Origin of the sequence: Flavobacterium mesophilum (genome assembly GCF_039581405.1) — a bacterium.
Classification (GTDB): Bacteria; Bacteroidota; Bacteroidia; order Flavobacteriales; family Flavobacteriaceae; genus Flavobacterium.
In genome coordinates this window covers 668,433-686,218 of record NZ_JBCPXZ010000001.1, presented here as the reverse complement: position 1 = coordinate 686,218, position 17,786 = coordinate 668,433, and the positions used below count along the sequence as shown (strand labels likewise).

Annotated in this window: 18 protein-coding genes; 7 read left to right on the top strand and 11 right to left on the bottom strand. The window is 33.1% G+C overall.

Translation table 11 applies throughout. The features are described from left to right. Nucleotides 1-64 precede the first annotated feature (64 nt). Both AAYQ19_RS02910 and murQ read right to left on the bottom strand, forming a co-directional pair. A complete protein-coding gene (locus AAYQ19_RS02910; protein WP_343533658.1) occupies nt 65-286 on the bottom strand; it encodes a DUF6095 family protein in 222 nt (73 codons plus the stop codon). A gap of 140 nt (nt 287-426) precedes the next feature. Further along, complete coding sequence (gene murQ / locus AAYQ19_RS02905) at nt 427-1,239, bottom strand: N-acetylmuramic acid 6-phosphate etherase (protein ID WP_343533656.1); 813 nt, start codon at nt 1,237-1,239, stop codon at nt 427-429. 168 nt (nt 1,240-1,407) lie between these two features. Between murQ and AAYQ19_RS02900 the strand changes: the two genes are divergently transcribed. From AAYQ19_RS02900 to AAYQ19_RS02890, 3 genes are all read left to right on the top strand, one after another. Beyond that, nucleotides 1,408-2,562 (top strand): helix-turn-helix domain-containing protein, encoded by a 1,155-nt coding sequence (locus tag AAYQ19_RS02900; RefSeq protein ID WP_343533655.1) that lies wholly within the window; start codon nt 1,408-1,410, stop codon nt 2,560-2,562. A gap of 73 nt (nt 2,563-2,635) precedes the next feature. After that, entirely contained in the window at nt 2,636-3,775 is a 1,140-nt protein-coding gene (locus AAYQ19_RS02895; protein ID WP_343533654.1) for a helix-turn-helix domain-containing protein, read from the top strand. 153 nt (nt 3,776-3,928) lie between these two features. After that, nucleotides 3,929-6,313, top strand: coding sequence for a TonB-dependent receptor domain-containing protein (locus AAYQ19_RS02890; protein WP_343533652.1), 2,385 nt, complete (start codon nt 3,929-3,931; stop codon nt 6,311-6,313). 72 nt (nt 6,314-6,385) lie between these two features. Here the strand turns inward: AAYQ19_RS02890 and AAYQ19_RS02885 are convergent, their stop codons facing one another. After that, nucleotides 6,386-7,054, bottom strand: a complete 669-nt coding sequence (locus AAYQ19_RS02885; RefSeq protein WP_343533650.1) for a ZIP family metal transporter — start codon at nt 7,052-7,054, stop codon at nt 6,386-6,388. Nucleotides 7,055-7,145: 91 nt separating this feature from the next. Further along, nucleotides 7,146-7,910 carry a class I SAM-dependent methyltransferase gene (locus AAYQ19_RS02880; protein WP_343533648.1) on the bottom strand — a complete coding sequence of 255 codons (765 nt, stop codon included), beginning with the start codon at nt 7,908-7,910 and terminating at the stop codon, nt 7,146-7,148. A 135-nt stretch (nt 7,911-8,045) separates the two neighbouring features. Between AAYQ19_RS02880 and AAYQ19_RS02875 the strand changes: the two genes are divergently transcribed. From AAYQ19_RS02875 to AAYQ19_RS02865, 3 genes are all read left to right on the top strand, one after another. Beyond that, nucleotides 8,046-9,209, top strand: coding sequence for a THUMP domain-containing class I SAM-dependent RNA methyltransferase (locus AAYQ19_RS02875; protein WP_343533646.1), 1,164 nt, complete (start codon nt 8,046-8,048; stop codon nt 9,207-9,209). An 81-nt stretch (nt 9,210-9,290) separates the two neighbouring features. Beyond that, nucleotides 9,291-9,527 (top strand): hypothetical protein, encoded by a 237-nt coding sequence (locus tag AAYQ19_RS02870; protein ID WP_343533644.1) that lies wholly within the window; start codon nt 9,291-9,293, stop codon nt 9,525-9,527. Between the two features lie 16 nt (nt 9,528-9,543). Next, nucleotides 9,544-10,236 carry an aspartate/glutamate racemase family protein gene (locus AAYQ19_RS02865; protein ID WP_343533642.1) on the top strand — a complete coding sequence of 231 codons (693 nt, stop codon included), beginning with the start codon at nt 9,544-9,546 and terminating at the stop codon, nt 10,234-10,236. A gap of 73 nt (nt 10,237-10,309) precedes the next feature. On the opposite strand, the gene AAYQ19_RS02860 is transcribed toward AAYQ19_RS02865, so the two are convergent. From AAYQ19_RS02860 to rlmD, 3 genes are read right to left on the bottom strand one after another with little or no spacing between them, the layout of a single operon-like run. Beyond that, entirely contained in the window at nt 10,310-11,131 is an 822-nt protein-coding gene (locus AAYQ19_RS02860) for a DUF6048 family protein (RefSeq protein WP_343533640.1), read from the bottom strand. Next, the gene (locus AAYQ19_RS02855) at nt 11,103-11,654 is read right to left on the bottom strand and encodes a DUF6452 family protein (protein ID WP_343533638.1); all 552 of its coding nucleotides are present in this window, start codon (nt 11,652-11,654) and stop codon (nt 11,103-11,105) included. Before AAYQ19_RS02855 ends, AAYQ19_RS02860 begins: the two co-directional genes overlap by 29 nt. A 10-nt stretch (nt 11,655-11,664) precedes the next feature. Continuing rightward, nucleotides 11,665-13,077, bottom strand: coding sequence for a 23S rRNA (uracil(1939)-C(5))-methyltransferase RlmD (gene rlmD / locus AAYQ19_RS02850; RefSeq protein ID WP_343533636.1), 1,413 nt, complete (start codon nt 13,075-13,077; stop codon nt 11,665-11,667). Between the two features lie 214 nt (nt 13,078-13,291). On the opposite strand from rlmD, the gene AAYQ19_RS02845 reads away from it, so the two are divergent. Then, complete coding sequence (locus AAYQ19_RS02845; RefSeq protein WP_343533634.1) at nt 13,292-14,287, top strand: sensor histidine kinase; 996 nt, start codon at nt 13,292-13,294, stop codon at nt 14,285-14,287. Between the two features lie 20 nt (nt 14,288-14,307). On the opposite strand, the gene AAYQ19_RS02840 is transcribed toward AAYQ19_RS02845, so the two are convergent. From AAYQ19_RS02840 to AAYQ19_RS02825, 4 genes are all read right to left on the bottom strand, one after another. Further along, a complete protein-coding gene (locus AAYQ19_RS02840) occupies nt 14,308-14,718 on the bottom strand; it encodes a hypothetical protein (protein ID WP_343533632.1) in 411 nt (136 codons plus the stop codon). A gap of 148 nt (nt 14,719-14,866) precedes the next feature. Further along, nucleotides 14,867-15,853, bottom strand: a complete 987-nt coding sequence (locus tag AAYQ19_RS02835; RefSeq protein ID WP_343533630.1) for an aldo/keto reductase — start codon at nt 15,851-15,853, stop codon at nt 14,867-14,869. A 101-nt stretch (nt 15,854-15,954) separates the two neighbouring features. Next, nucleotides 15,955-16,842, bottom strand: a complete 888-nt coding sequence (gene cysM, locus AAYQ19_RS02830; protein WP_343533628.1) for a cysteine synthase CysM — start codon at nt 16,840-16,842, stop codon at nt 15,955-15,957. 1 nt (nt 16,843) lies between these two features. Beyond that, on the bottom strand, nt 16,844-17,635 hold the full coding sequence (locus AAYQ19_RS02825; protein WP_343533626.1) for a serine O-acetyltransferase: 792 nt from the start codon (nt 17,633-17,635) through the stop codon (nt 16,844-16,846). Between the last annotated feature and the right edge of the window lie 151 nt (nt 17,636-17,786).

Sequence of the window (17,786 nt, the reverse complement as noted above, 5' to 3'; positions counted from 1 at the left end):
CTATTTTATATAGTAGAAGCAAACCCTACAGGTTTTTAAAACCTGTAGGGTTTAATTTTTCGATTTAGTCATTAAATATACCTTTCATTATGATTTTCAATCCTAAAAAGATTAAAACCATAGAGCTAATGCAAGCAACAATTCCAATTCCTAAAACCAGATAATGCCAATTGTTGCCTTGATTTTGAAAAGCATTATAAATCAAAGATGGTCCCATAAACATTAGAGGCAATGCGCCTGTCAAATATTTGATGCCTTTTCCTAGTAATTGTTTATTTGTTGCCATGATTTTTTTGTTTAAAGTTTCGGGTTTCAAGTTCTTCACGTTGTCATCCTGAGCGAAGTCGAAGGACTTTGTACAAAGAAATTGTTTAAGAAGAACCTGTGCTTCGACTTCGCTCAGCCTGACAAGCTTAAAAAAAACTTTTACTTTTTATAATTGTCGACAGCATTTCTTACGCTGCCATATTTTTTTAATAATTCTGATGCTTCGTCATATGAAACTGGAATTTCATCCATGATCATTTTAACGCCACGATCAACCAGTTTTACATTGCTCAACTGCATATCGACCATTTTATTGCCACGCACTTTTCCGAGCTGAATCATAGCGGCAGTCGAAATCATGTTTAAAACCAATTTCTGAGCAGTTCCAGCTTTCATTCTGGAACTTCCAGTGATAAACTCAGGACCAACTACTACTTCAATAGGAAATTGTGCTGTTAATGCCAACGGACTTCCCGCATTACAAGTAATACAACCTGTAATAATATTGTTTTGATTGCAAGTTTCCAAACCGCCAATAACATAAGGAGTTGTTCCCGAAGCAGCAATTCCGATCACTACATCATTTGAATCGATTTTGTGGTTTTGAAGGTCAATCCAAGCTTGTGTAGGATTATCTTCAGCGTTTTCTACTGCACGTCTTATAGCCGTATCACCACCCGCAATTATGCCATTTACTAAATCAAAAGGAACACCAAATGTTGGAGGGCATTCTGATGCGTCAACAACACCAAGTCGGCCTGAAGTTCCAGCTCCAATATAAAATAATCTACCGCCTAATTTTAGTTTTTCAACTATATGCGGAATCAAAGCTTCAATCTGCGGTAAAGCTTTTTCTACTGCGTAGGGAACAGTTTTATCTTCTTCATTAATATTGGACAACAATTCATGAACAGACATTTTCTCTAAATGTTCGTATTTTGAGGCTTGTTCAGTAGTTTTTGTAAATGTCATTTTATCGTTATTTAGACTGGTCAAAATTAATATTTTTTTCTCTGAATCCCGAAATTTAGATTACAAACTCACAAAGATTTAAAGTTTTGTTTGTGATGTTGCGAAAGCTTTCTTACATCTTCATAAAAAGAACTAAAATATTATATTTGTTCAATAATCAAAAAACAAATGGATAAATTAGGCTTTTTAGACGACGTTGCCCGCATTGCTGTCTTCGTTTCGTTATTACTGGCACTTTTTTTACTTACAGTAAAAACGGAAAATAAATTAGCTAATCGTTTATTTGCTTGTTTTATTATTTTCTCGGCGATTGATTTCAGCGGACTTTTGAACTATTGCTATCCTTTAGAATATGTTAATATAGATTTTTTTAGAAGTACAGTATGCTTGCTAGAGATGCCGTTAATTTATTTGTATGTTTTGGCAGTTTGTTATTCTGATTTTCGATTGAAATGGAAGCACTTAATTTATACACTTCCATTTCTGGTTATGAATTTGGTTTTTATTCCGAGAGTTTATTTGAAGTCAGGTCCCGAAAAACAGTTTGTTTTGGATCATTTCAGTACCATGTTTGAGGTTTACTTTTTTCAGATTTTAATCGAAATCCAATATTGGTTTTATATAATCAGCATCTTTCTGATTTTAAGAAAATATAAAAGAATTTATCTCGAAAATTATACCAATCCAAGCACTTCTACCTATAAATGGCTTTTTCAGATGACATGGGTTTTTGTGGTAATGCATTCGATCACGGCTTCAAAAAATTTATTGCGTTATACAGCTTCTCGAGATATTTTTCTTTGGGGAAATGTTTTGATGGTTGTTATGGCTTTAAGTGTGATATGTTGGTTTGTCATGAAAGCATTAAATCATCCGGAGCTTTTTAGGGGAATCAATTCTAATTTGCAATTAACAAAAGAGTTTATTCTCAAAGAAAATAAAGAAACAACTGAAGAGACTGTAGAAGTTGAAGACAAAGCGATTTCATCTCAAATTCTGGCATTAAAAAATTATATGAAAGAAAAGGAGCCTTTTCTTGATCCATCCCTGACGATTCAGGAGCTTTCGAATCAAATTGATATTCCAGTTCGTGATTTATCGATTTTGATTAATCATAATATGAACCAGCATTTCTTTGATTTTGTAAATGAATATCGCATTGAAAAAGCAATGGACATTTTAAAAAATCCTTCCAAAAAAGAATTAACGGTTTTAGAAATCTTGTATGAAGTTGGTTTTAATTCGAAATCTTCTTTTAATACTTCATTTAAAAAACATACAAATCTTACACCTACGGCTTATCGAAACGCTATTGTAAATTGATCTTTGATTCTGGTTTTATGAATTAATGTTTAAGAAGCTAAAATATTATATTTGTTAAATAATCAAAAAAAGAATGAATAGAATAAGTTTTTTAACTGCCATGGCCGGAATTTCAGTTTTTGTTTCCTTATTACTGGCCTTCTTTTTACTCACGGTGCAAACAAAAAATAAAGTAGCAAATAGGCTGTTTGCTTGTTATTTGGTGTTCTTCGCCCTTGATAATAGCGGTATTTTCATTGACGATAATTTCATTATAAATCATTTTAATTTAGAATTTTTTAGATGGACTATTTGTGCTTTGATTTTGCCAGCTTTCTATCTCTATGTAGTGTCGGTTTGTTTTGCAGATTTTAGACTTAGGTCAAAACATTTGTTGCATCTAATTCCATTTGTTCTAACAAATGTGGTTTTCTTGTTCAGGCTATATCTTTTAAATGATGCAGAAAAAAAACTGTTTTATGTGCATCGTGATCAATCGCCTGAGATGTTTTATATGTTTTTTGTTTTGGGGCTGCAAACAGTCGTATATAGTATTGGAGTATTTTTAGTTTTGAAAAAGTATAGAGAAATATTTCAGGAAAATTACACAAATCCCAGAATTTCTATTTTTAAGTGGTTATTTCAAATTGCTATAGTGCTTTTCTGCATTTATTATCTATCAATAGTTAAAAATATATTTCGCTATGCTGCTCTTGATTTCTTGTGGATTTGGTCGAATACAATCTTGCAGTTGCTAGTTTTGGTAGTGACTTGCTGGTTTGTTTTAAAAGCGCTGAATTATCCGGAACTTTTCAGAGGAATCGATTCTAAATTGTTATTAGCAAAAGATATTCTTCCCAAAGAAAATATCGAAATAAAAGACAGCCAAAGCGAACTAATTTCAAACCAGATTTCGGCATTGAAAGTTTATATGAGAGAAAAAGAACCTTTTCTTGATCCGTCGCTTACAATTCAGGAACTCTCCAATCAAATTGAAATTCCAGTTCGCGATTTATCAGTTTTGATTAATCATCATATGGATCAGCATTTTTTTGATTTTGTAAATGAATATCGCATTCAAAAAGCGATGGAAATTCTAAAAAATCCTTCCAAAAAAGATTTAACTGTTTTAGAAATCTTGTATGAAGTCGGATTTAATTCAAAATCGTCTTTTAATACTTCGTTTAAAAAATATACAAATTTGACACCAACAGCTTATCGAAACGCTTCATAATTAAGGTTTTGTAAAAAGTCGTACTTCATGCAGAATAAAGTCGAACCAATTTCTATTTAGGAAATTGGTTCGACTTTTTTTTGTCGGTCGCCTACGCAGATTTTCTAAGGCAACTTTGCTTCAAATTAATCGAACAAGTTAAAATTAGAAACCATGAAAAAATTACATCTCCTTATCTTTTTAGTATTGCCTTTATTTTGTTTAGCACAATCAACATTAAAAGTAAAAGGAAAAATTGCAAGCGAAACAAAATCTTTAGAATGGGCTAAAGTTTCCATCTCAACAATAGAAGGGAAAATTATTGACGGAACTATGGCAAAAGAAGATGGTTCTTTTGAAATCAATCTTAAAAATGGTTCTTATAAAATTAAGGTAAGTCTTTTGGGCTTTACAGATTATGAAAAAGAAATTTCATTAGAAAAAGATACCGATTTAGGAACTATTGTGCTGCACGAAAGCGAAACAAAGTTAGTTGAAGTTGTGGTTCAGTCTAAAAAGAAAACAATTGAACAAAAAACAGATCGTCTGGTTTATAATCTTGAAAATAATGTTACCAATGTAGGAGGCGATGCTTTAAGTGCGATAAATACTGCTCCAGGCGTTGTAGTGCAAAATAATGCAATTAATATATTAGGAAAAGGAACTTCAAGAGTGATGATTGATGGAAGAATAATTGAATTAACAGGTGAAGAATTGAATAATTTTTTAAAATCGATTTCGGCAAGTGATATCAAGAATATCGAAATTATCAGTAATCCGCCGGCAAAATACGAAGCCGAAGGAACTGGAGGATTGATTAATATTATTATGAAAAAGGGAGCTCGAGATTCTTGGAAAAACACAATTACTACTTCTTACGACCAAAATAAATATGGAATTTTCACTTTGAGAGACAATTTCTTTTACAGTAAAAATAAATTTCGTTTCTCAGCAAGCGTTAATGGGAAAACGGGCTATAAAAATATAGATGAAGTTTCAGATGTTTATTTTGAAGATGGACTTTCAAATCTCAATGCAAGAACAAAAATGAAAAATGAAAGTTTATCAGGAAAACTGGCTTTAGATTATGATTTTTCAGAAAAAACTACTCTTGGTTTTCAAATCTTAAATGATAGAACGAATCCTGATTTTCAAACTGATATTGTTGTTAATAAATACAACACGCAAAATGAATTGCAGCATTACATCCTTAACAACAGTTTTGCAGATAGAGAATCTAGAAATCAAACCTATAATGCGCATTTGATTACAAAGCTAGATCCTAAAAACAGAAAATTATCATTTGATGTAGATTACTTTAATTACATTTCAAAATTTGATCGTGAGTTTGTCGCTAATAATTATACAGCAGATGGAATTTTTGTTGATGTCAATCAATCTGGAAGAAATATTTCAAATCAAGATATTGATAATTTGAGTTTTAAAGCAGATATGGAACATCCATTAGAAGTCTTGAATTTGTCTTACGGAGCTAAAGCAAGTTTTACAAATAGCGTAAGCGATGTGCTTTATTACGATTCAATTACAGGAACTCCAGTATTGGATCCAAGTCAGTCAAACCGATTTAAATACACTGAAAACAATCAAGCTGTTTATATTAATGGAGATAAAAAAATCAATGAAAAATGGAATCTGCAATTGGGATTGCGACTTGAAAATACACAAACAAATGGATTTTCTGAAACGCTGAATCAAGAAACGATAAACAATTATTTTAAGCTTTTTCCAACTGTTTTTGCTTCATACAAAAAGAATGAGAATAATAGTTTCAGTTTAAATTATGGAAAAAGAATCAATAGACCGCGATTTGATTTACTGAATCCTTTCCGAATTTATATCAGCAGTAATAGTTATTCAGAAGGAAATCCGTTTTTGAAACCTTCTTTTAGCGATAATTTTGAGTTTGCACATTCGTACAAAGAAATTCTAAGAACAAGTGTTACCGTAAATTTAATTACAAATGGTTATGGGATTTTGTTTACTTCAAATCCAGAAACAAATACGCAAATTGTAACACGTGAGAATTATTTCAAAAGCTTAAATTATGGCATTGGAGAAACGTATTCGGCAAGTTTTACTAAATGGTGGCAGAGCGAAAATTCGTTGTACTTTTTAGGTGCAAAAACAGAATTTATTAAAGATATCAATGCTACGCCATCAAATAGTTTACAAATTGATTTTACAACAAATAATACTTTTGTTTTGGGAAAAAACACAAAGCTTCAAGTCGATTTTAATTACAGTACACCTTATAAAAGTGGTTTATACGAAATAGGATATACCGCTAGTTTCGATATTGGTTTTAAACAAGATTTGTTTGATAAAACGATGCAAATTGCGTTTTTAGCAAATGATATTTTTAATACTTCTTATTTAAAAGATTTTACTTCGGTTGTAAATGGCGTAAAACAGGTTTATAGTAATAATGAAAGCAACCGATTTGTTCGTTTATCTGTGGTTTACAATTTTGGAAATAAAAAGATTAACGTGAAAGAACGCAATTTCGGAAATCAAGACGAAAGAAAGAGAGCTAATTAATTAGATAATTTATCAATGAGTCAATTAGAAAATTATTTTATTATCTAATTGACTCATTATCTAATTGACACATTATAAAAAGAATGCCAATAGAATTCCGAGAACGATCATCGAAACTTTGGCAACATTGAATTTATGACCTTCACTGCTTTCAAAAATAATTGTTGATGAAATATGAAATAAAATTCCAATTACGATGGCTGTGATTTCGGTGTAATATTCGTTTAAAATTGGTAAAAATTCAGAAGCAATTGTTCCAAGTGGCGTCATGATTGCAAAAGTCAGCATGAAGGCAAAAATGGCTTTTTTATTTAAATCGGCATTGACGAAAAAGGTGGTCAAAATTACCGCAATTGGCAAATGATGAATCGCAATTCCGATGGCCAAACCATGATGATGGCTTACCGGAAAACCTTCTAAAAAGGCATGAATGCACAAACTAATGAATAATAGCCACGGAATTTGAGACATTTTTGCATGTCCGTGAACGTGTCCATGTTCAGCGCCTTTTGAGAAAAACTCTAGCACGATCTGGAATAAAATCCCGACCATTATAAAGATGCCAATATTATGATTGTGAGATTCGTAAACTTCTGGAAGAAGATGCATTACGGTCAATGACAATAAAAAAGAACCACTGAAAGCCAGTAGCAATTTCAAATTGGTTTTGTTTTTTGGTTTAATAAACAAAGCCACGCCATATCCTAAAAGTACAGAAAATAAGGGTAGTAGATAATTCATCTTTTTGTTTAATCGGTTTTTGTTTAATTGTTTAATCGGTTTTTGTCAGTTTGTTTAGCGATTAAACAAATTAACGGTTCAACGACTAAACCTATTTAAAAATCATGATTAATCTTTCGCTTTCGGTTTTGTGGAATTTTTTGAGTTTGTAATCTCCAAAAATATCCAAAAGGAAAATTCCAGCTTCGTCCATTAAATCCTGAAAGTCTTTCAAAGTTAGTGCTTTTACTTTTTCTGTAAAATGATATTTTCTGCCTTGGTCTTCAAAATCAATTTCTTTGAAAATATGACCGTCTTCAACATATCTTTTAATATGAAAATCAATTCCGTCAACTGTTTTGACTTCTTCAGGAACAAGAGTTTCGATAACCTGATTTACATTCATAAAATCGATTACCGCAAAACCGTATTCAGATAAACTTTCTTTGATGGCTTTTAAGGTTGTCAGGTTGTCATCGTCGTTTTCGAAATAACCAAAACTTGTAAAAAGATTAAAAATAGCATCAAATTTTTCTTCAAACGGCTCACGCATATCATGAACTTTGAAATGAAGCGTTTCGTTGCTATTTTTATTGGCTTCGGCAATACTATTTTCTGATAAATCGGCGCCTAAAACATTAAAACCTAATTGATTTAAATAAATAGAATGTCTTCCTTTTCCGCATGCCAAATCCAATACTTTAGCCTTTTCTGGCAAATTTAGGTAATGCGTTAAGTTGTCCATGAAAATCTGAGCTTCTCTATAGTTTCTATCTTTATAAAGGATATGATAATATGGAGTATCAAACCATGATGTAAACCAGTTTTCGGTATTACGATCTGGATTAGGTGTTGATGAGTTAGGTGCTTCAGACATTTATTCTATTTCAATTAATTCAAAGTCCGGCAAATTTAGTGTATTTTTGCCGAAAAATTACTATTTCGCTACGATAGGTATTTATATCTGTATAATAAAATATTATAGCGATTGGCTTTTTTTAATTGAAAAAAAATGGAAGAAAATTTTAAAATGATAGCCAAATGTTTTTTTGGTTTTGAAGAAATATTAGAGAATGAATTGCGTGCGCTTGGTGCTCAAGATGTTGAGAAAGGCGTGCGAATGGTAAGTTTTAAAGGAGATAAAGGTTTTATGTACAAAGCCAATTTATCGCTTAGAACTGCGCTTAAAGTTTTAAAACCAATTTATTCTTTCAGAGCAAATAACGATCAAGCGTTGTACAAAGGAATCTCAGGAATGAATTGGGCTAAATATCTAAACGCCAATCAGACTTTTGTGATTGATACTACGGTGCATTCAACATATTTCAATCACTCAGAATTTGTTTCTCAAAAGTGTAAAGATGCAATTGTGGATCAATTTAGGGAAAGAACGGGCCAAAGACCTAGTATTGACAAGCAACATCCAGATTTGCGAATCAACATTCATATTGACAAAGACCAAGTTTCAGTTTCTTTAGATACTTCTGGAGCTTCGCTTCACCAACGTGGTTATAGAACAGCTACGAATATTGCGCCTATTAATGAGGTTTTGGCAGCTGGAATTCTTTTGTTATCAGGTTGGGACGGACAAAGTCATTTTCTGGATCCAATGTGTGGTTCTGGAACTTTCTTGGCAGAAGCTGCAATGATTGCCTGCAATATTCCAGCAAACATAAACAGAAGAGAATTTGCTTTTGAAAAATGGAAAGACTGGGATAATGATTTGTTTGACAAGATTGTTGATAGTTTGATGAAAAAAACTAGAGAGTTTCATTATACAATTAAAGGTTTTGACAAAGCGCCTAGTGCAGTCAGCAAAGCAAAAGATAATATTAGAAATGCAAATCTTGATGATTATGTAACCATTCACGAAGACAACTTTTTTGATACTGAAAAAGAAGTAGAAGGAAAGTTGCATATCGTGTTTAATCCGCCTTATGATGAACGTTTGGATATTCATATGGAAAGATTCTACGCTAGTATTGGAGATACTTTGAAGAAAAATTATCCAGGAACAAACGCTTGGTTTATTACAGCAAATCTAGAAGCCTTAAAATTCGTAGGATTAAAACCTTCAAGAAAAATCAAACTTTTCAACGGAAGCCTTGAAGCGCGTTTGGTTAAATATGAAATGTACGAAGGAAGCAAAAGAACGAAATTTCAAGTAAACGAATAAGTAACAAAGAGACAAAGTGATAAAAGTACAGAGTTAAAACTATGTTACTTTCTCCCTTTGTAACGCTGAACCTCAAAAAAAATGACAAAACTACAAGTAAGAGCTTTTTTATATCAATTAGGAACATTTGCAATTTTATTTATCGCTGGAAGATATGTAATTGCAATGTACACAGGACTAACTGGATTCTGGATTCCAATGACTTCTTTTATTGTTGCTACTATTATTGGGCCTAAATTCCAGGCGGTAAGAACAAAAGATGGAGAGAAGCTTTTTATGAAATGGATATTTATAAAAGGAATTAAAGAAATCGGATAACTTTTTAAACAGCACTATGAGGAAAATTGGTCTTATTGGAGGAATCAGCTGGGTTTCAACTGGGGATTACTATAAACTTATTAATGAAGGAATAAATGAAAAGCTGGGAGGGCTTAACTTCTCAGAATGTTTAGTTTATTCTTTTAATTATGCTGATATTAAAAAGAATAATGATAACAACGATTGGGATTCTACTTTTAAAATGCTTTTTAAAGGATGCGAATTTTTAAAATCGGGTGGGGCAGAAGCAATTATTTTATGTGCCAATACCATGCATTTAATTGCCGATAAACTTCAAGAGGCTATTGATCTTCCAGTTATTCATATTGCGACGGCGACGGCTCTCGAAATTAAAAAGAAGGAAATTAAGAAAGTTGCGTTGCTAGGAACAAAGTTTACAATGGAACTTGATTTCTTCAAAGAAAAATTGACAGCAAAAGGAATAGAAACAATAATTCCGGAAAAACAGGAAGATAAAGATTTTATTCATTATACTATTTTTGAAGAATTAGGCCGAGGATTAGTAACCGAAGAAACTAAAAAGCGTTATTTAGAAATTTCGAATGAATTGATTTCAAAAGGCGCCGAAGGAATTATTTTAGGTTGCACTGAAATTCCTTTAGTAATAAAACCTGAAGATGTTTCGGTTCCTATTTTTGATACGGCTTTGATTCATTCAAAAGCGGCGGTTGATTTTCAGTTGTCTTAATACGATTTAATATAAAATAAAAAACCACGAATTCAATATTTTGAATTCGTGGTTTTTTATTTGTACTAAAATGTTATTTTTTAGGAGCCTCTTTTTTGGTTGGAGCCGGAATAACAGTTTTTTTCTTGTAAATAGGTATAAAGTAAGAAACCGTATAGTTGAATCCAATTCCAAAACTTCCGTCATAAGTTCGATTAAATCCAGGGATGTATAAATTATCAAAACCTTCTGGTTTTGAATTAACAATCAACATTTTCAGCTGAACACTAAAGCCTACAAATATATTGTTGAATACTTTTGCTTTTACTCCCAATGGAACTTCAATCCAGCCTGCTGTAAGTCCGCTGTATTTTTGATGTTCTGTAATTGGAGGCATTTCACCCCAATACGGATTCGGGTTATAGATTTTATAGCTATTTAATTCTTGACTAAAAGTACTAAATCCGCCTCGTAAACCTATTGTAATTAAGTTTTCCATATCAAGCCAGTTTTGATACAAATTGTAATCAAAACCACCTTTTATGTACGTTCCAGTTGCGGTTGAATTTAATCGGTCGTCATCAGTTGTTTTGTCTTCAAAACCAAGTTCTGCGGCCAAATAGTATTTTTTTGTTAAACGCCAATCACCAACAAATTCTACTCCTTTATAATCTTTGTCATAAAAGCCACGAGTCAATTTGTACAAATCAACTCCAACACGAAGTCCGTAACGATCAGTTTTGATGCTGTCGTTTTTTTTCACTTCCTGTAATGCAGGTTTTGCAACAGCTTCAGTTTTGGTTTTTTCGGGAATAATTTCTTTAGTTACTGTAGTTGTCGGTGTTTCTTGAGCATAACTCAAAAACATTGAAAACAATAAGCAAAAACTAGAAAAATATTTTAATGTGTACTTCATTTTCTAATTCTATGTTATAATCATTTACATAAATTTGAGTCATCCAAAAGCCTTTTGAATCGGTATCCTCTTTTACAAATGGACGTGATAACGGCGGTCCATCAGAAAGTGGATCAAGTTTGAAAATTGTTTTGAATCCGCAAGCTCTAGAGACATAAAGGTTTTGACGCGAGTAATTAAATCTCACTTGATCTGTATTTACAGCGGCAGGATTTTCATTGCCAGAATCTAAAATGAAAGTATAGGTTGTAGAATCTGCATCTGTTTTTAACGGAATCGAGATTTTGCTTCCATTTGTCAGATATTTTGCTTCGCCAGTTGCATTTTCATTAAAAATAATTCCCTCAGGCATTCCTTCCCCAATTACTTTTAAATTCGTAACGGGTTTAAGTTGATTATTGGCATCATAAAATTCAATAACTAATCGAGGAGTAGTAGGTGTATTTGGATCGCAAATATCATCTTTTTCACAACTTGATAAGCCGAAAGTAAAAAGCAGTAAAACTGAAACTATTTTTTTCATTTATAATTGATTAGCGAAGTTCTAAAAGTACAACATTTTCGACATGATGCGTTTGTGGAAACATATCTACCGGACGTACTCTGGTAACTTTATATTTTTCGTCCATTAAAGCCAAATCACGTGCTTGTGTAGCCGAGTTGCAACTTACATAAACTACTTTTTTTGGAGCAATTTTCAAGATTTGATCAATTACTAATGCATGCATTCCGTCTCTCGGTGGATCTGTAATAATTACATCAGGTTTGCCGTGTTGCGCAATAAAAGCTTCGTTGAAAACAACTTTCATGTCTCCAACAAAAAACTCACAATTTGTAATGTTATTGCGTTCGGCATTTGCTTTAGCATCTAAAATTGCCTCAGGAACACTTTCTACACCAATTACTTTTTTAGCTTTTTTCGAAACAAACTGAGCGATAGTACCTGTTCCAGTATATAAATCATACACCGTTTCGTTTCCTGTCAATCCAGCAAAATCACGTGTGATTTTATATAATTCATAAGCTTGGTCTGAGTTTGTTTGGTAGAAAGATTTGGCGTTGATGCTAAATTTCAAGCCTTCCATTTCTTCCAAAATATAATCTCTTCCTTTGTAAAGCTTAATGTCTTGATCGTAAATGGTATCGTTTTGTTTTGCATTTACAACATATTGCAACGAAGTAATCTGCGGGAATTTTTCATATAAATGATCTAAAACCAATTCGCGATTTGCTTTGTCATCTTCAAAAAACTGAATCAAAACCATGATTTCACCTGTTGAAGCAGTACGAATCATCAAAGTTCTTAATAATCCAGAATGTTCTCTCGGATTAAAAAAGGCTAAATTATGCTCATTTGCAAATGCTCTAATTTCATTTCTGATGGCATTTGAAGGATCTTCTTGCAAATGACATTTTTGGATATCTAAAATCTTATCCCACATTTTTGGAATATGAAATCCTAACGCATTTCGATTTCCTAGATCTTCAGTGCTTCCAATTTCTTTTTCAGTTAACCAACGGCTGTTTGAAAATGAAAATTCCATTTTGTTTCTGTAGAAAAACTGTTTTTCTGAACCTAAAATATCTTCGAATTCAGGAAGTTCAACTTTCCCAATTCGTTGTAAATGATTTTTAACCTCATTTTGTTTGTAATACAACTGCTGGCTGTATTTCATATTTTGCCACTTGCATCCGCCACAAACACCAAAATGATCGCAGATTGGATCAATACGGTGTTTTGATAATTCATGAAATTTTACGGCTTTTCCTTCGTAGTATGCTTTTCTTTTTTTGAATGTCTGCACATCAACAACATCACCAGGCACAACATTCGGAATAAAGATTACTTTTCCGTCTGGAGCTTTTGCAACTGATACTCCTTTTGCTCCTGCGTCTAATACTTCAATTTGATGAAAGACAACTTTGTCTGTATTTTTTCTTCCCATAGCGCAAAAATAAGGGTTTGTAAACTTTTATAAATTTAATTTTCAAAATATTTTATCAAATTGTGTAATTTAACACATAAATTAAGTTTAAAAGTTACCTTTGTTTTTTGGTATTTCCCCCCAAATGCCACATTTTTAACCTATAGTATTGTTATTTTTTATGAAGTTATATCATAATTTGTCACAAATAAGCTTTCTAAAAAAGAGCTATGTCTTGAAGTTTTTGTTTGTTGCCTTCATAGGAATACATATCCCTTTAATTGGTATTTTGTTTTTTGTGTTGTTCTCATCACACGATATTTCAGCAATTTCTATTTTGATTTTTGCCTTAATTATGACTTTGGTGGCAACTCTTGTGACCTTGTATGTTTTAAAACAATTGATCAAGCCAATCTCGATTGCTTCAAAATCTCTAGATGATTATCGAAATAATCGAAAACTTTCGGTTTTGCCTACAGAATATACTGATGAGGCTGGTTTGCTGATGCGTAATATTCAAGAATCAATTTATGAATCGGAGAGTTTTATCAATGAAAAACAAGATTTGATTTATATGCTTTCGCACGATTTGAAAAATTTTGCCGGAAATCCACAAGGACTGGCGCGTTTGATTTTAAGCGAAAACCCTTCAGAATCTGTAAAGCATTTGGCCGAATTAATTTGTGAATCGACCAATTTGCAATTTCGATATATTGACAACTTTATTAAACTCTTGAAAGAGCAAGATCAAGTTGCAAATCTAAATCCTGATGCCAAAACACTTGTTTTTTCGAATATTGTACCGTTTATTAATGAGCAAGTCGAGCAAAGACTTTTAGATAAAAATATTAGCATGAATCTAAGTTTAGAAACTTCTGAAGCTGAACTTATAATAGACGAAGGTTTGCTTGTTCAGGTTTTGGTCAATTTGATCAGCAATGCCATCAAGTTTTCTTTTTTTGACAGTGAAGTTAAAGTCCGCATTTATAATGAAGATTCTAAATTGACCATATCAGTCGCAGATAAAGGCGTTGGTTTTGATAAAAATCAAATTGAGGAATTGTTTAAAAAATTCACCAAAATGAGTCGTTTAGGAACCGCAAACGAATTGTCAACTGGAATTGGTCTTTATTTATGCAAAAAGATAATTGAGCGACATAAAGGTACATTGACTGCAAGCAGTGAAGGAAAAAATAAAGGTGCTGAATTTAAGATTGAATTTGAGCTTTAGTTTTCCTAAAATTATTTGTTTCAAAAAGCTGTATTGCGAAGAAAAGTCGGTTTTCCATCTACACAACCAATTCCGTCTGGAGCAACAGGAACGTCACAGGTCGAGAAAATCCCCCATTTTACATTAAATGATGCTTCCGCCTCTGTATATGATTTTACTTTGGCTAAAAAAACGGTTGTATTTATTTTTTTAGAATAAAGAATATATTGTTTTGGTCCACCACAAGCTTTTGAACCAATTGCTGTAAATGCCCATTCGTTAGAATCAGTACAAGGCGTAGTGTTCACTTGCGAAAGCACCACGATTTCTTGATACATTTTTTCTAAGCTTTGAATGTCTTCTTCTTTAGAAGTATTTGAATCGGCATCGTCATTATTGCAAGCAACAAATGTCAAGCAAAATATAGCTATTATAAAACTTAATTTTTTCATGGTAAGTGATTGTCAGTTAGTTTTATATTAGATGGACAAAATCAAAAAAGGTTGCGTAAGAAAGGTTCTAAGGCGCTAAGCGACTAAGGTACTAAGTTTAAAATTCGCACCTTAGCGCCTCAGCATCTTAGAGCCTTAGCACCTTAGGCTACCATAAATGATGAACTGATGTTTTGATATATTTTTCGTAAATCGCATTCATTGCGGCAATCTTTTCTGGACTTATTTTTGGAAGATCATAAACTGATAAATTCGATAAAACATGATCTGCTTTTGAAGCGCCGGGAATTATACAGCTAATTTCATCAAAATTCAAAATCCATTGCAAAGCGATAGGAGCTAAGTTTGGGTTTTCTGGAAATAAAGCTTTTAATTCTTCGACCGCTTTTAGTCCCAATTCATAATCGATTCCTGAGAACGTTTCTCCTTTGTCAAAAGCATCTCCGTTACGATTGAAATTACGATGATCTTGAGGTTCAAAAGTGGTTTTTGAATCAAATTTCCCTGTTAAAAGTCCGCTTGCTAGAGGAACTCTGGCAATAATTCCGATATCTTTTTTCTTTGCTTCAGCAAAAAATAATTGAGAAGGACGCTGACGGAACAAATTAAAAATAATCTGAACTGTAGTCACATTCGAATATTCAATTGCTTTTAATGCTTCTTCAACCTTTTCTACACTTACGCCAAGATTTAGAATTTTTCCTTGCTCTTTTAAGCGGTCAAACAATTCAAAGATCTCAGGGCGATAATAAACTTCAGTAGGAGGACAGTGCAACTGAATCAGGTCTAAAGTTTCTAATCCTGTTCTTTTCAAGCTGTCTTCAACAAATTTTTGTAGCACTTTTGGTTGATATCCCTCATTTACATGCGGATTGATTTGGCGTCCACATTTTGTAGCCACATAAATGCGTTCAGAACGAGAGCGCACCACACGTCCAACAGCAGTTTCGCTTAAGCCGTTTTCGTAAACATCAGCAGTATCAATAAAATTAACGCCGTTGTCAATTGCTGTGTTTATTAATGCATCAGCGGTTTTATCATCAAATCCTGATCCCCATTTCCCTCCAACTTGCCAAGTTCCAAGTGAGATTTCTGAGATATTAAAATTGGTTTTTCCTAATTTTCTGTAGTTCATTTCTTTTTTAGTTACAAAGGTTCAAAGTAACAAAGTGACAAAGTTTTGAAGGATGTTTATAAACTTTGTTCCTCTGAAACTTTGTCACTTTGTCACTTTTCTTAATCAAATAAATCCGACGACAAATAACGATCACCGCGGTCGCAGATAACCGCTACGACAACGCCGGATTCTAATTTTTCTGCAATTTTTAAAGCAACAGCAACAGATCCGCCACTGCTCATTCCGGCAAAAACACCTTCTTCTAGTGCTAGTCTTTTGGTCATTGCTCTGGCTTCTTCTTCGCTGACATCAATTACAGTGTCTACTTTTGAGGCATCAAATATTTTTGGCAAATATTCTTGGGGCCATTTTCGGATTCCAGGAATTTGTGATCCATCGCTTGGCTGTGCACCAACAATTTGAATCGCAGGATTTTTTTCTTTTAAATAAGTCGAAGTCCCAATAATAGTTCCTGTAGTTCCCATTGCCGAGACAAAATGAGTTACAGTTCCTTCAGTATCGTTCCAGATTTCTGGCCCGGTTGTTTTATAATGTGCTTTCCAGTTGTCGTCATTTGCAAATTGGTTCAGCATCAAATAACCGCCTTGAGCTACTTTTTTGTCGGCATAATCTCTTGAGCCAATAATTCCTTCTTCAGCAGGCGTCAAAATTACAGTCGCGCCATATGCGCGCATGGTTTGCGTTCTTTCTTTTGTTGAATCTTCTGGTAAAACCAATTCGATTTCAATGCCAAATAATTGCGCAATCATGGCAAGAGCAATTCCGGTATTACCGCTTGTGGCTTCAATTAATTTGTCGCCTTTTTTGATTTCGCCTCTTTCTAGAGCCGAAGCGATCATGTTGTATGCCGCTCTGTCTTTTACGCTTCCTCCAGGATTGTTTCCTTCCAGTTTCAGCAAAAGTTTTACATTCTTATTTTTAACCAAATTGACAGTTTCCATCAATGGAGTATTTCCAATTAGGTTTAGCAATTTTTGTGGACTCATTTTATTTTTTTTCTTTTATTTTTACTTCAGTTGTAGTGGTATTTAAAACAATCGAATCTTCAGGAATTGATTTGGTGATCCAAGCATTCCCACCCACAATACTGTTTTTTCCAATCACAGTTTCACCGCCAAGGATTGTTGCATTGGCATAAATGCATACATTTTTTTCAACCGTAGGATGGCGTTTTGCATTTTTCATGTCTTTGCTCACGCTTAATGCGCCCAGCGTAACCCCTTGATAAATTTTTACATGTTTTTCGATTACTGTTGTTTCACCGATAACAATTCCAGTTGCGTGGTCAATAAAAAACGGAGAGGCGATTTTTGCTCCCGCGTGAATATCAGTTCCAGTAATTCGATGTGCATATTCGCTCATCAATCTTGAAAAAAGCAACAAGTCAAGCAAATATAATTCGTGGCTTAATCTGTAAATGGCAATGGCATAAAAGCCTGGATAGCCTAAATAAACTTCGTCAATACTGTTTGATGCTGGATCATTTTCAAGAATATATTCAGCATCCTGATTTAGTTTTTCTAAAACAGCAGGAAGTTTTTCAAGGAATTTGTCCCAAATGGATTCACATAAATTCTCTGGTTTTTTGCAAGCCAAAACCGCAATTTCCTTAAAGCGAATTTCAAGATCGTTGATGCTCTCGTCTAAGGCTGCATTCGAATCAAAAAGAGTGTAAAAAAGCTTTTCGGTAAAGTCTTCTGTTTTAGTTTTAATACCGTAGTTTATGTTAGAATGGCTCTTTAAAGCCTTTATGTTTTGTATGATACTTTCTTTAGTCACAATTGTAAAAATTGAGTGGATAATTTTGAAACGTTAAAAGTAAGGCGTTTTTTGTAAATAAGGGCATGAATTAACTAAAGAAATTTTGCGTTGCGGCTTGTATTTGTGATATTAAAAAGATTGCTGAATCATGTAATAAGATGTAACTCCT